We start from the raw sequence: 14,673 nt of genomic DNA on the forward strand, positions 1-14,673 counted from the left end.
TGAAAAACACTCTAACTTTGTTTGAGCGAGCAATTTCAATCATCTGATATGAACCGGCCGGTTCATATCAGATGATTATTGCTCTAAAACCTCCCGGAAATCGCGATCGAGCCGTATTGGAACGCCGGGGCGGAGTGGTGGAATTGCGGGGATTCAAGGACCTCGGTGGCGGAGATACGCAGGCCATAGAGGATTACGGCGGCGCCGATTTCCGCTTCACCCTGCAGCGGCGTGAGAGCCACATGGCGGCTGGAGCGGAAGTCGTTGCCCTGGACAAAAATATCATGCCCGACCAGGCGGCCATCAGCCCCGGCGAAGATATACCAGACCAGGGGCTGCGACGGCGTGTAGGCATCCGTGCCGTTCAGGCCGTTGCCGAGCAGCGAGGGGCCAAAATCGGAGTCCAGCCCCTGGCCGAGGCGCACAAGGCCGCCGGCCTGGGCATAGATTTCCGTATTGCCGGCCTGGGCGGAGACCTGCGGCAAAATCTGCAGGCCAAGGGCGCCGCCGCAAAGGGTGGCGATATCCTCGCGCCAGATGCGGCTGCCGAAGAGGTCGAGCGTCGGCTCGTCATGCAGCTGATAATGCCAGCCGCGATTGGGCGTCTGGCCGATCAGCTCGTGGAACCCGTTCTGCACCGACTGGCCGAGCGCGGCCGGCCCCACCACGCCAAGGCTCAACCCCGCGACGCTGCGCGTGGCCGTGGTGTCCTGGATCAGGCTGGTGCTCAGGGCCAGATGGCCGGAATAGGGCATGTCGCGCGGGTTGGGATTATAGAGCTGGGTGTTGCTCGGCGTGAAAATCACCTGTTCCAGGCTGAACTCGAGCCGCTGCGTGCCATCCCCGAACAGATCGTTGCCGAACTGGCTGAGGAAACCGGGCAGCACGCCGGTCGGGGTGACGTAACCCAGGCGCGCGCCGGCGGTATATAACTCGTCCGTGCTGGGAAGAGAAAATGCATCGTTCTCCCCCTGGATGGTGAGAATGCTCCCGGGATCCTGCGGCGGGCTGCTGGCCCATGCCAGGCAGGTGGACCCCAGCAACAAGCCGATGGAAACGGTGGCGCTACGAACACAATGCATCTTTCTCATCGGCTTTTCATGACTCTCATCGGTTTAAAACCGTTTAATTCCAAGTTTAACTGGCGGACATGTCATGGAATATCACCGCTCACGGCTGGTGCAAGTGGCGAGGTCCAGCAATCGCTCCAGCACCTCGGTTTCCTGTGCCCCGGCGATGGCGTGGTCGCCGTCGATTACAAAACAGGGCACACCATTAATCCCCAGGCGGTGCGCGTGCAGATTTTCAGAATGCACCACATCCGCCCCCTCGTTGGAGGCCAGAAACAGCCCGGTTGCGGCTTGGTCCATGCCCTGCCCCGCTGCCAGGGCCTTGAGTGTTGCATGGCTGCCGATATCGGCGCCATCGACAAAATGCGCGTGAAAAATACTCTTCACCAGCCCGTCCGCCGCGCCGTGCTGAGCGGCATAACGCACCAGCCGGTGGGCATCCACGCTGCTCGGCGTGCGCCGGATGGCCGCGAAATTAAACATGATGCCCTCCGCCGCGCCAAGCTCGGCGATAGAGGCATACAGGCGCCGCGCACGGTCCTCGGCGCCAAATTTGCGGATCATGTAATCAGCGCGCGACATGCCGGTGCGCGGCATGTCCGGGTTGAGCAAAAATGGCCGCCAGAGCAGTTCCACGGCAAGATCCTGCCGCCGTTCCAGCAGAAAGGACAGGCGCTTGATGCCCAGATAGCACCAGGGGCAGACGAAATCGAAAACGACTTCAACCACCAGCCGCGCCGGGAGAGGGGCGAGGATATTCATGATAAAATCTTAGTCCGGATTTTGCCTTTCCGCGAGACAGTGTTTTCGGAGCCTGCCATGACTTGACGCCGCCGCGCGGAGCGCGATGATGCGGCTTGGCGGACATTGCCGGCTTTGGAGATAAAGTATTGAATATCAAATGGTTGTGTGTTGTTTTCGCTGCCGTGTGCGGCGTTGGGGCGGCCCAGGCCCGCCAGCCTCCCAACCCGCCACCTTCGGGCGAAGTGGTGCATCTGTTCGGCCCTGGTTCGCTTGCCACCCATTTTCTCCCCAGCGGCAATGGCGCCGCCCCGGCCGGCGCCAGCGGGGAGAACAATTATGTCGAACCCAGCACGAGCGATATTCTCCATCAGATGTTCGTGACGGGCGACCCCAATCTGAAACCGGGACAGGCCGTCTCCAAAGGCCGGAACGGCGGGAACTAGAGCGTAATTGACGTGAGGCAATCACGCTCTGGCCATTTTTTGAGGGCGATTCACGCTTTCGGCTCGCTCGGTTGAGCGAACCTCAAACGATCGCACTCTAAAGCGATCCTGCATCACAATAAAAGCATTTTAAACAAAAACCCGCCGGGATCGCTCCTGGCGGGTTTTGCAATATCCACGCCTTAGCGGCGGATTCAGACCCCAGATTGGCCCGCAAAGCGGGTCAGTCTGCGGTCATCGCATTTTAGCGCGGGGTGAGCACCATGACCATTTGCCGGTTTTCCATTTTCGGCATCTGCTCGACCTTGGTTTCCACGTCCATATCGGCGCGAATGCGCTCCAGCACCTTAACACCCAGCTCCTGATGCGCCATTTCACGGCCACGGAAGCGCAAGGTCACCTTCACCTTATCGCCCTCGCCGATGAAGCTCTTCATCGCGCGCAGTTTCACCTGGTAATCATTCTCGTCGATATTCGGGCGGACTTTAACTTCCTTGATCTCGACAACCTTCTGCTTCTTGCGAGCTTCGTTGCGCTTTTTCTGCTGCTCGTACTTGAACTTGCCGTAGTCGAGAATTTTGGCGACCGGGGGTTCGGCGTTCGGGCTGATCTCAACCAGGTCGAGACCTACGGCAAAAGCGCGCGCAATGGCTTCGCGGGTGCTCATCACCCCCTGCATTTCGCCGTCCTGGTCGATGAGACGTACCTGCGGAATTCTGATTTCATCGTTGACCCGGGGTCCTTCACGCGAGGGAGGGGCGGGTGGCGCTGGCGGTCTGGCTATGGAAGTCTCCTGTAAGGGTTACGGGACACCGGCTTAGTGCAAAATGGTCAACAAATGCAATCGCCTGCGCCGCGCGCCCCAGAGATTCATAAAATTTCCGCGACTTTTCGTAAGTTTTACGCTAATTTGGCGCCACTTACCGATAATGCCCGGAAGACACGGGCGAGGTCAGAAGGATCCGAACATGCATATTCGCAATCCAATGGAGTGGATAGCCGGGCAGATCAGCTCAACCAACGTCATCGGCAGCGCGACTCCGCAGGAGTATTGGCCGGTCAGCAGCGGCGGCGCGATGCCGGTGGTGCGCAAAATCACCGTTGAGGACGTGCGCGACGCAATCCGGCGCGGGCTGGATGATTTCGCCGCGGCGCGCACCGATGTCATATTCCTGTGCATGATCTATCCGCTCATCGGGGTGTTGATCTCGATGGCCGAGGCCCATGGCCGCCTGTTGCCGCTGCTGTTCCCCACGGCGGCGGGCTTTGCGCTGGTCGGGCCGCTGGCGGCGGTCGGGCTGTATGAAATGAGCCGCCAGCGTGAACTCACCGGCAAAATAAGCTGGCTTGACACCTTCAAGGTCATCCGCTCGCCATCGATTGGCGCCATCACCGGGCTCGGCCTGCTGCTGATCGGCCTGTATTTCGCCTGGCTGGCGGTGGCGCAGGTGATCTACGATTTTACCATGGGGCCGATGCCGCCCGCCTCGGCGCGGCTGTTCATCGAAGGTATGTTCACCACTTCAGCCGGGTGGACGATGATGATCGCCGGGCTGGCCGCCGGAACCATGTTCGGGGCCGGGGTGGTGGCGATCAGCGTGGTCTCCTTCCCCCTGATGCTGGACCGCCCGGTGGGCTTTTCCACCGCCATCGCCACCTCCGTGCAGGTTTTGTTGCGCAACCCGGGGCCGCTCACCGTGTGGAGCCTCATCGTCGCCGCGAGCCTGTTTGTGGGCGCCCTGCCCTTCTTTATCGGGCTGATCGTGGTGCTGCCGGTTCTGGGCCACGCGACCTGGCATTTATACCGCAAGGTTGTCGTGCCGCCCGCGGGGATGAATGCAATCAATTCAGGGCGCGATCAGGAGACGCAGACATCCGGCGCATAAAAAATCCGCCCGTTTTTGATTTAGGTCAACGACGAGGGATCAAAACAGGTGTTTATTCTGTTTATCCGAAAGCGGATACACTCCCCACACTGGCCCTGCCGCAGAAATGCGCGCAGGGCTTTTTTTGCCGCGAGCGTTTCCAACCGATCCTGATTGGGCATGCCTGTTTGCAAATGTTTCGCATTCCGAACGCACCGCAAAACGCGCATCATCCGCAACAAACCGGCTGTTAATTTATTTGATCATTGATGCGCGCCGCTACGCCGCCGCTACACCGCCACGGCATGGCGCGGGGATGACGTTTGCTGCGCCAGATACTGGTCGAACAATGCCGCGACATTGCGCACAAACGGCCGGCCGGCCTCGGTCACCTCAATGCGCGTGCCGTCCCAGTTCACCAGCCCGTCGGCCTTGAAGCCCGCCAGCGCCCGCGCATCGGCCAGCAGCGGTGCCGGGTCGGCGCCAAAGGCTCCGGCCTGCGCCAGCAAATCCACCTCCAGCTCACACATGATGCTCTCGATCACCGCGCGGCGCAGCCTGTCATCGGGGTTGAGGGCGGCGCCACGGCTGGTTGCCAGCCTGTCCTCGTTGATGGCGGCGCTATAGCCGGGCACGCCGGAGGCATTCTGCACATAGCCCTGCGGCAGGCTGCCAATCGCGCTCGCCCCCAGGCCGATGAGGGCCGGTGCTGCGTCGGTGGTGTAACCCTGGAAGCTGCGGTGCAGCTGCCTGCCCAGCGCCGCCTGCGCCATGGCATCGCCGGGGCGGGCGAAATGGTCCAGCCCGACCGGAATATAGCCCCCTTCGCGCTCCAACACCCGGCGCACCATTTTCGCCTGCGCGAAGCGCGCCCGCGCGCCCGGCAGCGAGGCTTCGGGGATCAGCGACTGGTGCTTCTTCATCCATGGCACATGCGCGTAGCCGAACACGGCCACCCGGTCGGCGCGCAGCGCCAGCGCCTGCCGCGCGGTCCGCTCCAGCGATTCCTCGCTCTGGTGCGGCAGGCCATAGATCAGGTCCAGGTTGAGCGAGGTTATGCCGATCCCGCGCAATGCCTGCGCGCAGGCCGCGGTTTCCTCAAAGCTCTGCTGGCGGCCGATGGCGTCCTGCACCGCCTGGTCAAAATCCTGCACGCCCAGGCTGGCGCGGTTGATGCCCATTTGCGCCAGCGCCGCCAGGCGGTCCGGCGACAGCGATGTGGGGTCGATCTCGATGGCGATCTCGGCATCGGGGAGCAGCTCGAAATGGCCGCGCACGCTCTCCATGATATCGGTAAGGCAATCGGGCGGCAGCACCGTGGGCGTGCCCCCGCCCCAATGCACATGCGAGACCTGCAAGCGCCGCCCCACGGTCCGCGCAACCAGCGCGATCTCACGCATCAGCGTCCTGGCGTAAATGCGCTTGGGGCGCTCCAGATGCACGACCGAGGTGTTGCAGCCGCAATACAAACACAGCCGGTCGCAGAACGGCACATGCAGATAGAGCGAAACCGGCCCCGCCTCCGGCAGGTTCGCCAGCCACCCGGCATAAGTCTGCGCTCCTACCTCGGGGGTAAAATGCGGCGCGGTCGGGTAGCTCGTATAGCGCGGCACGCGGCCATCGTAGCGGGCAATCAGGTCTGCATCTGTCATCATGGGCTTCTTTTGAACGGATGCAGCCCCGCGCTCATTGATTCAGGTCAAACCGGCAGCATGTTCACGCCGGCAAAAACTCCGGCACCGAGAGGTAGCGCTCGCCGGTGTCATAATTGAAGCCGAGGATTTTCGCCCCGGCGGGCAGTTCCGGCAGCTTCTTGGCGATTGCCGCCAGCGTCGCGCCGGAGGAGACGCCAACCAGCAGCCCCTCCTGCCGGGCGGAGCGGCGGCCGTATTCGCGCGCCTCCTCGGCATCCACCAAAATCACCCCATCCAGCGCCGCGACATGCAGATTGACCGGAATGAACCCGGCGCCGATCCCCTGGATCGGGTGCGGCCCTGGCGCGCCGCCCGAAATTACCGGCGAGAGAGCAGGCTCCACGGCAAAGACCTTCAGATTTGGCCAGTGTTTTTTCAGCTCCTCCGCGCAGCCGGTGATATGCCCGCCGGTGCCGACGCCGGTAATCAACACATCCAGCCCCTCGGGGAAGTCCACCAGAATTTCACGCGCGGTGGTGCGGGCATGCACCTCAATATTCGCCGGATTCTCGAATTGCTGGGGAATCCACGCGCCCGGATTCTCCGCCGCCAGCACGGTGGCGCGCGCGATGGCGCCCTTCATGCCCAGTTCCTTGGGCGTCAGGTCAAAGCTCGCTCCGTAAGCCTGCATCAGGCGGCGCCGCTCGACCGACATGGACTCCGGCATCACCAGAATCAACCGGTATCCCTTCACCGCCGCCACCAGCGCCAGGCCGATGCCGGTATTGCCCGAGGTCGGCTCGATAATCAGCCCGCCGGGCTTGAGCGCGCCCGAGGCCTCCGCCGCCTCCACCATGGCGAGCGCGATACGGTCCTTGATCGAGCCGCCAGGGTTGGTGCGCTCTGATTTGACCCAGACCTGCGCCGAGGGAAACATCCGCGCCAGACGAATATGCGGGGTTTTGCCGATGGTTTCGAGAACGCTGCTGGCTTTCATGCTCTGGCTCCTTGGGGTGTTTCACGCCGTTGCAACCAAGATGCCCCGATTTATGCGAAGTGCAAGCCCCGGCCCGGATCGTTGCGCACAACAAAAAGCCGGAACGGCACACTGCCGCCCCGGCTGTCGCTAATATCGCCGCGCCTGAATTCAGGCGGCAGCGGCGTCCTGGAACGCCAGCGCGCGTGCCGCCAGCAGCGCACGCACGGCAACCGGCACCTGGCGCTGCGACTTGGCGCGCGGAATGTCCATTTCCTCAATCGGCGCGGTCTCGCCCAGGGCCTCGTGCTCGGCCCAGTTGGCAAAACCCATGCGGTCCACATTGTCAACGAAGCTCTCAGTTGCCGCGCCCTCGGCCAGCAACAGCTCGTGGGTGGCAAGCTCCACATGGTAATAGGTGAAGCACTCCGGCACATCAGCCTCGCGGATGATGCTGCTGCCATTCACCATTGCCCCGGCCTGCACCAGCACGCCGCCAATGAACATGGCGTGGTCCGGCGAGACCAGCAGGTCGCGCAGCGGCAGGCTCTCGCCCAGGGCACCGGCCTTGATACGGATCGGCAAAACGCGCAGCGGATCAGCAAAGCGGGTGGAAACTTCGGAGCGCCCAAGCCAGCGCACCGGCTTGATCTCGCCCGAGGCGGTCTTCATCCGCGTCGCGGCGGTAATATCCTCCACCGCGATATCTCCATCCGCCGTGGCCAGGCGTGTACCGGCGTAGAAGCAGGGCGGGGCGCCGTTGTATAAGAGGGTGCCGCCCGAACTTATGAAATTACTTGGCGCGGTGCCGGGAGCCAAGGTTACATTGCTGGAAACAACCGTTGAATAGCTGCCGCCATGGTCATCGGTGAGCGTATAAACCGACGTGCTGCCGGCGTTCAACGTCAGCGACATCGTGTTTCCACTACCTAGCCTGATTTGGTCGCCAAAGCCGAGGTTTTGCAGGACCAGCCCCTTGCTCTGGTCCGTGACTGCCAGAATATTGGCGCTCCCGCTGCTGCTCACGGAGTCAAAAATAAACGTCCCCGTCGCGGCCGAACCGCCGCCGGTCACCGTGGCGCCGTTGAGGGTTATGGTGCCGCCGTTTGCCACGCCGAGCGGCGAGGTGGTCGAGAATTTGGTGGCGCTCAGCGTCACGTTATAGCCAGCGGGCGGTGTAAGGCCGTTGTTGAAGGAGAATGAGCCACCGGCGAGCGTCACGGTTCCGGCGGGACCCGTCATCACCAGGCCATCCAGAGTAGCCTGGTTGCCAAATGGCACAACAATGGTTGTTCCGGTTGGAACCGCAATCGTCCCGTAGGTCGGGACTGCGAGGGGGTTCCAGTTCGCCGCCAGAAAAAAATTCCCCGAAGCGCCGCCAACCCAAGTAAAATCAGCCATTTATATTACATCCCCAAAAAGCAACGCCCGCGCCCGGCCCGGCATCCGTAACGCAGCCGCCGGGCCAAAAATTCCGCGAAACGATATGTATCGTTGCCTTTGTCACCTTATCGGAGAGAAATCGTCTCAAAAAATCGTGATTAACGTATTCGTGACACCGATAAACATTTTGTGATACATTGTTTACCGATGTTAGAATGCCGTACGGCCGCCTGTCAGACGGGCAGCCTCAAGCCTGAATCAAATTTTTTGAATGACTTATAGCGGTTTCAAGGCCGCCAGCATGGTTTGCGCCATGGCGGCCCAGTCCGCTGACGCATCCACCGGCCCCCGGCCTCCCGCCAACATGGCAGCACCGGCTAAATCCACCGTTAGTTGTATCAGGCCGCGGGCAATGGCGGCGGCGGTGGGCGCGCACAGGCTCGCACCGGGCACCCCGGCCAGTTGCTCGGGCAGCCCCCCCACTTCGGTCGCCAGTACATACCGCCCGGCCGCTATCGCCAGGGCCGCCACGCCGGACTGGCTCGCCTCCTGGTAGGGCAGCACCACCGCGTCGGCCCAGGCCAGCAGGGCTGGCACTTCCTCCTCGCCGACCCAGCGCTGCTCCACCCTCACCCCCGGCATCGCGCGCAGCCGCTTGAGCCCCGGCGAATCCGGGCCATCGCCACACACACGAAGCTGGAGCGGAACATCCGGCGCGATGCGCTCCATGGCTTCAGCCAGCAGATCAAGCCCCTTGTAGGGCAGCAGCCGCCCGAAATAGAGCAGCCGGGGCGGCCCGCCATGCGCCATCACCGGCGCCATGGCCCCCAGGCTGATCGGCGGATGCCAGAGCTTGACCACACGCTGCCCCGGCCCGCCAAACCCCTGACGGCGCAGAGCATCCTCCACATGCCGGGTCAGCGCAAACAGCACCCGCGCATCCCGCTGCTGGCGCCACTGCCCCATGATACGGAAGTTAAGCGCCTCGCCCGGGTGCGCCGCGGCATCATGAACAACCATGGCGTAAGGAATACCCGCGCGGCGCAGGGCCATGGTCATGCGCGGGTCCAGCAGGGCGGGCATGGCGCAGATGGCAAAATCGGGCCGGTCTTCCATGAGGCGGCGGGTCACACGGCCGCGAACCAGCGGCCCTGTCAGGCGCTGCACCGCATAGCCCAGCGCATTGTCATAAGTCGGCTCACGCCAGCCGCATAAAGGCGCCGCCGCGCCCGCGAGGATTTCCGCCCCCCCCGCCAGCGACAGGCGCACGTTCAACCCCGGAATATCCCCCAGAGCCGCGGCCAGACGCAATGTGAACAACGGCCCCCCGCCGCGGCGCCCCCAATGCCAGACCAGCAGCTTCATGCGCGCGCTCTCACCCCCCAGCCGCGCCGCAATGCTGGCTCACATAAGGGCCAAACCGTTTTTGCAGGGCCGCCGGGCTGAGTTTGAAACTTTCCAGCGAATAAGGCGCATGTTTCGCGTACCCTCCGCGCGGCTTGGCCGCGATCTGGCGTGACATCGCCCCCCTCGCCTCGTCACGAAGCGGCAGGCCGAACCGGGCATAAATCCGCGCGATGACAGCCAGCGGCGCGCGGGCCAATTCATCGTAATGAATATGAATTTTCCGCTCCGGCTCAACATCCGCGCGCCGGTCAAAATCCAGCAGCCGGTTGGCCCCCTCAATCCAGCGCTCCGAAACCTGCGCGCCGATCTCGGCGAGATCGATCTTGCGCAGAAAAGGCTTACGTAAAATCCAGGTGAGCCGCGCCACCGAGGCCAGCACCGCGATGGGATCGCGATGCACGACGACAAAACGCGCATCCGGATAAACGCGCAATATCGCATCCAGCGTGAAGGTATGGTCCGGGCATTTGAGCACCCAGCGCCCTGGCTCACCGTTTTGCAAAAACTGCAGGAATTTTTTGTGGAAATGAAAAGCCGGGAGATGCCCGTGCGCCTCCAGCCAGGCAAAATAGGAGGGCACGCGGTGCGTGGCATCGAAGCGCAGGCTCTGAAACACATGCGCCATAATCTCGGTGCATTCCTGCGGGCTGTCCGCCGTGATCGGGTGCAGCTCCGAAAATCCTGGCGCCAGCCCTGCGAAAACCCGCAACTGCCGGTCAACGGCGCGCACCCGCTCGTCCCGCGCGGGGTTGAAACCGGCGGGGCGCGGCGCGGGGTAGATGGTCTGCCAGTTGCGCGGCACCAGGCTCTCGCTGTCCTGCGCCATCAGCTCATGCAAAAACGTGGTCCCGCTGCGGGGCAGGCCGAGGATGAACACCGGCTGGCTGATGGGCGCGCGCGCCAGGGCCGGGTTGGCGCGGTGCGCATGCTCCACCATTTCCGCGTTGCGCAGCAGCCGCAGCGCATCCCAATGCAGCGAAATCCTGCCGAAAAAGCTCAAATCGGACTCCGCCGTGATGGACGCCATGAGCCGCTCCAGCCCCGCGCGCGCATCCGGCCCCGGGTTGGCGCCAGCGGCGGCGATCAGCGCCGCCGGCTCAAGCCCGGGCAGCCAGGATTTGGGCACCACGGCATCGGCAGCGCCAAAGCCCAGACTTAGGGCCCGGTACAGCGTATCCATGGTTTTACTTCGGTTTGCGTTCGATCAGCTCGATCTTGTAGCCGTCCGGGTCCTCGACGAAGGCGATGATCGTGGTGCCGAACTTCACTGGCCCCGGTTCGCGGGGGATTTTTGCCCCGGCGGCGCGCAATTTGTCGCAGGTCGCGTAAATATCCGGCACGCCGATGGCCAGATGCCCAAAGGCTGTGCCCAGCTCATAGGAGGAAACGCCCCAGTTATAGGTGAGCTCAAGCACGGTATGGGTTTTCTCATCGCCATAGCCAAGAAACGCCAGCGTATATTTTCCCTCTGGCACCTCGGTGCGGCGCAGCTCGCGCATGCCCAGCAGGCTGGTGTAGAAATTGACACTGGCATCCAGGTTCCCGACCCGCAGCATCGTGTGAAGATAAGAGAAATTTTCGCTCATGGTCCCGCCTTCAGGTTAAATTCCGACCACCTTTGGCCCGCGCGCCTTGCGCGGCAGCCGTGGGCGTGAATCGGCCTATATGAAACAATTAAAATGAAACAATTAAAACATAAAACCATTACGCTCATCGAAATGCTGAATGCCTTAGCACCTGATTGCTTTAAGTGCGATCAGGCGTTAGCCGTTTTTCTGAGGGTGATTCACGCTTTCAGCTTGCCCGGTTGAGCGAACCTCAAACGATCGCACTCTAGGGCTGCACCCCCAGCAAAAACATCCCCGCCTCGTCAGCCGCCTCGATCATAGACCTCCTGTCCGCCAAGATAGTCCCGCCCGCTTCAAATGCCACGCCCAGCAGCCCGGCTTCCCGCGCATGGCGGATGGTCGCCACGCCGATGGTCGGCATATCCGCGCGCAGCTCCTGCCCTGGCTTGGCCAGTTTCACCAGCACCCCCGCCGGGCCTGGCCGCGCCACCGATGGAATGCGCGCCAGCATCGCATCAGTGCCCTCCACCGCCTCCACCGCCAGCACAATGCCCTGTTGCACCACGCAGGCCTGGCCGATATCCGCCGCGCCGATGATCTTGAGCACCGCGATGCCGCGCTCGATATCCGCCAGCGCCGCCGCATCCGGCGCGCGGGTGGTGAGCAGCCCCGGCGGCGCCAGCACGTCGCTCAAAATATCGTGCGCGCCCAGCACATGGAACCCTTCCTCGCTTAGCACGCGCACCACAGCGGCCAGCAGCCCGTCATCCCCGGCAAAGGCCGCGCGGCCGATTTTGGCGAGCAGCCGCGCGCCCTCGGCATCCGGGCGCAGCGCCAGCAGCGAGGGCCGCTTGACCGGGCCGATCATCACCAGATCAACGCAATGGGCCTCCTCGACCGCGCGGCGGATGGCCCCGATCGCGCCAAGGCGAAAAAACCGGTGCGGATAGGGCGCCACCACCGCAGGCTCGGCAAATCCCTCGAGCGCGGCGATAAACACCGGCCGCCCCAACGCCCGCGCGGCGGCGGCAACCTGGCCCGGCAGCGCGCCGCCGCCAGCAATAATGCCCAGGGGCGTCGCATTCATATCAGTGGCTGCCTATTCGTCGCTCTGCCCGCTGGCACGCGCCACGTTGGTGAGAATACCGTGCCGCCCTGGGCTGGCGATGAAGTCGAGCATTTCCGCCACATAGACGTTGCCGCCATATTCACCGCGCGCGGCGGCCACACGCTCGGCGAACACGCCGGGGCCGGAGAAGATGAACTTATGCGCGGCGCGGATTTCATGCAGCTGCGCCTTGGTCAGCCCGCGCCGGCGCAGGCCGACGACATTCAGCCCCACCATCTGCGCGCGCGGCCCGAACACGAAGCAATAAGGCGTGACATCACTCGGCACGCCGCTCAAACCGCCGATCATGGCGCCGGCACCGATCCGCACAAACTGCAAAATCGCCGCCGCGCCGCCGATCACCGCGCGATTGCCCACTTCGACATGCCCGCCCATGACGACATTGTTGGAAATCACCACGCCGTCGCCGATTTCACAGTCATGCGCGACATGCACCACCGCCATCAGCAGGCAATCCGCGCCGATTTTGGTAATGCCGGTGCCGGTGACCGTGCCGCGATGGATCGAGCAATGCTCGCGGATCTGCGTGCGCGGCCCGATGCTGGTCTCGGTTTCCTCGCCGTTATATTTCAGATCCTGCGGCGCCAGGCCGACCGTGCAGAAGGGAAACAATTTTGCCCCGGCGCCGATGCGGGTCTTGCCGTCCACGACGACATGGGAGACCAGCTCAACCCCGTCCTCCAGCACCACCTGCGCGCCTACCGTGCAGAACGGGCCGATTTTCACCCCGGCGCCGATCACGGCACCTTCGGCGATGATGGCGGTCGGGTGGATCATCTCATGCACCGGCTTCAACATTCTCTGGTCCAACTCTCATTGCGCCGCTTGCTGTAAAGCGGCGCCCGAAGCACCGCCAGTCAATCATTGTTTCCGTCCATTTCCGTATCAACATGCCGGAAACCGCGCCCGTATGGCTCAGACCTCGTCCATGATCATAGCCGTGATCGAGGCTTCCGCCACCACCACGCCATCGACCCGCGCGGTGCCGTTAAAGCGCCAGACATTGCCGCGCTTGCGGTCCTTCACGAGTTCCAGCCTGAGCTGGTCGCCAGGGGTGACCGGCTTGCGGAACTTCGCGTTCTCGATCGACATGAAATACACAATCGGCGAGCCAGCCTTCGGCCCCAGCCCGCTGATGACCAGCGCCGCCGCCGTCTGCGCCATGCTCTCGATGATCAGCACGCCCGGCATGACCGGATGCCCCGGGAAATGCCCCTGGAAAAACGGCTCATTCATGGTGACGTTCTTGATCCCCGTCGCCGAATGGCCGTAGCGGACATCCACCATGCGGTCGAGCAGCATGAAGGGGTAACGATGCGGGATCAGCTGCAAAAGCTGTTTCACATCGAAAGCGCTTACATCCACCGGGGGGAGATCAGCCTGGGGCACGTCGTTCATGGGTTTCAACCACCTGCTTTTTTAGGTTTGCGGCCATATTGGGCCAGTTTACGAAGCGTTATAACTTCTCTGAAAAAGGTTTTCGACGGCTGCGACGGTGAACCCATGACTTCCTCGCCGGGGCCTATATCCGTCATCACGCCCGCCTGCGCGCCAATGCGCGCGCCGCGCCCGATGGTCAGATGCCCGGTCAGCCCGGCCTGCGCGGCGATCATAACCTGAGGACCGATCGTCGTCGACCCTGAAACACCCGCCTGCGCGACGATCACGGTATGCGCACCGATGTTCACGTTATGGCCGATCTGCGCAAGATTATCGATATGCACGCCGGGCCCGATCACGGTATCCTGTGCTGAGCCACGGTCGATGCAGGTATTCGCGCCAATTTCCGCGCCGTCGCCGATCAGCACCCGGCCCAACTGCGGCACCGGGGTGAAGCCGGTGGGGCTGATGGCGAAGCCGAAACCATCCTGGCCGATCCGCGCGCCCGGATAGAGCACGACGCGATTGCCGATGATGGCATGCGAGACCGAAACCTGGGCATGAATCCGGCACTGGGCGCCGATGATTACCCCCTCGGCGATCGAGGTCAGGGGCCCGACAATGGTCTCAGCACCGATCTCCACCCGCGCGCCGATGACGGCATTGGCGCCGATCTCAGCGGTGGGGTCTATCGTCGCGGAAGGATCGATCACCGCGCTGGCGTGGATACCGGGCTTGGCCCGCGGAAAGGGATGAAACAAGGTTGAAATTTTGGCCCAGCCCACATAAGGCTCCCGCGTTACCAGGGCCGCGGTCCCTTCCGGCACACGCGCCGCGAGGTCTGGATGCACGATCACCGCACCAGCCTTGATGCCGGGCAGCAGATCGGCGTAGCGCCGGTTATCCAGAAACGTCACATCCCGCGGCCCCGCCGTCTGCAGCGGCGCCACGCCGTAAATCAGCCGTTCCGGCGCTTGCGTTTGCGCGCCTGTCAGCTCGGCGAGGGTTTGCAGGCTATGCGGCCCGGTGCGCTCGAAAAATCGGGCATCACCGGGTTTTCCAACGTCAGTCATC

The 14,673-nt window shown here is 63.1% G+C and carries 15 protein-coding genes; 2 read left to right on the top strand and 13 right to left on the bottom strand.

The features are described 5' to 3' along the window. Positions 1–83: 83 nt before the first annotated feature. Positions 84–1,091, bottom strand: coding sequence for a lipid A deacylase LpxR family protein (locus QQJ84_RS02545; RefSeq protein ID WP_284256378.1), 1,008 nt, complete (start codon positions 1,089–1,091; stop codon positions 84–86). Positions 1,092–1,163: 72 nt separating this feature from the next. Next, entirely contained in the window at positions 1,164–1,832 is a 669-nt protein-coding gene (locus tag QQJ84_RS02550) for a DsbA family oxidoreductase (protein ID WP_284256380.1), read from the bottom strand. Between the two features lie 128 nt (positions 1,833–1,960). On the opposite strand from QQJ84_RS02550, the gene QQJ84_RS02555 reads away from it, so the two are divergent. Next, on the top strand, positions 1,961–2,257 hold the full coding sequence (locus QQJ84_RS02555; protein WP_284256381.1) for a hypothetical protein: 297 nt from the start codon (positions 1,961–1,963) through the stop codon (positions 2,255–2,257). A gap of 244 nt (positions 2,258–2,501) precedes the next feature. On the opposite strand, the gene infC is transcribed toward QQJ84_RS02555, so the two are convergent. Then, positions 2,502–3,041: a translation initiation factor IF-3 gene (gene infC, locus QQJ84_RS02560; RefSeq protein WP_284256603.1), complete on the bottom strand. Its 540-nt coding sequence runs from the start codon at positions 3,039–3,041 to the stop codon at positions 2,502–2,504. 184 nt (positions 3,042–3,225) lie between these two features. Between infC and QQJ84_RS02565 the strand changes: the two genes are divergently transcribed. Beyond that, positions 3,226–4,143 (top strand): DUF2189 domain-containing protein, encoded by a 918-nt coding sequence (locus QQJ84_RS02565; RefSeq protein ID WP_284256383.1) that lies wholly within the window; start codon positions 3,226–3,228, stop codon positions 4,141–4,143. A 269-nt stretch (positions 4,144–4,412) separates the two neighbouring features. On the opposite strand, the gene hemN is transcribed toward QQJ84_RS02565, so the two are convergent. The 10 genes from hemN to lpxD all read right to left on the bottom strand — a co-directional run bounded on the left by hemN (position 4,413) and on the right by lpxD (position 14,672). Then, complete coding sequence (gene hemN / locus QQJ84_RS02570) at positions 4,413–5,774, bottom strand: oxygen-independent coproporphyrinogen III oxidase (protein WP_456304806.1); 1,362 nt, start codon at positions 5,772–5,774, stop codon at positions 4,413–4,415. A 64-nt stretch (positions 5,775–5,838) separates the two neighbouring features. Next, positions 5,839–6,753 (bottom strand): cysteine synthase A, encoded by a 915-nt coding sequence (gene cysK / locus QQJ84_RS02575; RefSeq protein WP_284256386.1) that lies wholly within the window; start codon positions 6,751–6,753, stop codon positions 5,839–5,841. Between the two features lie 150 nt (positions 6,754–6,903). Next, a complete protein-coding gene (locus tag QQJ84_RS02580) occupies positions 6,904–8,133 on the bottom strand; it encodes a Hint domain-containing protein (RefSeq protein ID WP_284256389.1) in 1,230 nt (409 codons plus the stop codon). 258 nt (positions 8,134–8,391) lie between these two features. Further along, complete coding sequence (locus QQJ84_RS02585; RefSeq protein WP_284256390.1) at positions 8,392–9,480, bottom strand: glycosyltransferase family 4 protein; 1,089 nt, start codon at positions 9,478–9,480, stop codon at positions 8,392–8,394. Between the two features lie 10 nt (positions 9,481–9,490). Continuing rightward, positions 9,491–10,702, bottom strand: coding sequence for a sulfotransferase family protein (locus QQJ84_RS02590; RefSeq protein ID WP_284256392.1), 1,212 nt, complete (start codon positions 10,700–10,702; stop codon positions 9,491–9,493). 4 nt (positions 10,703–10,706) lie between these two features. Then, positions 10,707–11,108, bottom strand: a complete 402-nt coding sequence (gloA, locus tag QQJ84_RS02595; protein WP_284256394.1) for a lactoylglutathione lyase — start codon at positions 11,106–11,108, stop codon at positions 10,707–10,709. Between the two features lie 247 nt (positions 11,109–11,355). After that, a complete protein-coding gene (locus QQJ84_RS02600) occupies positions 11,356–12,177 on the bottom strand; it encodes an LpxI family protein (RefSeq protein ID WP_284256396.1) in 822 nt (273 codons plus the stop codon). A 12-nt stretch (positions 12,178–12,189) separates the two neighbouring features. Beyond that, positions 12,190–13,017, bottom strand: a complete 828-nt coding sequence (lpxA, locus tag QQJ84_RS02605) for an acyl-ACP--UDP-N-acetylglucosamine O-acyltransferase (protein ID WP_284256398.1) — start codon at positions 13,015–13,017, stop codon at positions 12,190–12,192. 117 nt (positions 13,018–13,134) lie between these two features. Continuing rightward, complete coding sequence (fabZ, locus tag QQJ84_RS02610) at positions 13,135–13,617, bottom strand: 3-hydroxyacyl-ACP dehydratase FabZ (RefSeq protein ID WP_284256399.1); 483 nt, start codon at positions 13,615–13,617, stop codon at positions 13,135–13,137. Positions 13,618–13,622: 5 nt separating this feature from the next. Then, positions 13,623–14,672, bottom strand: coding sequence for a UDP-3-O-(3-hydroxymyristoyl)glucosamine N-acyltransferase (lpxD, locus tag QQJ84_RS02615; protein ID WP_284256400.1), 1,050 nt, complete (start codon positions 14,670–14,672; stop codon positions 13,623–13,625). Position 14,673 lies beyond the last annotated feature (1 nt).

The sequence above is a fragment of the Acidocella aquatica genome, assembly GCF_030160635.1.
Lineage (GTDB): Bacteria > Pseudomonadota > Alphaproteobacteria > Acetobacterales > Acetobacteraceae > Acidocella > Acidocella aquatica.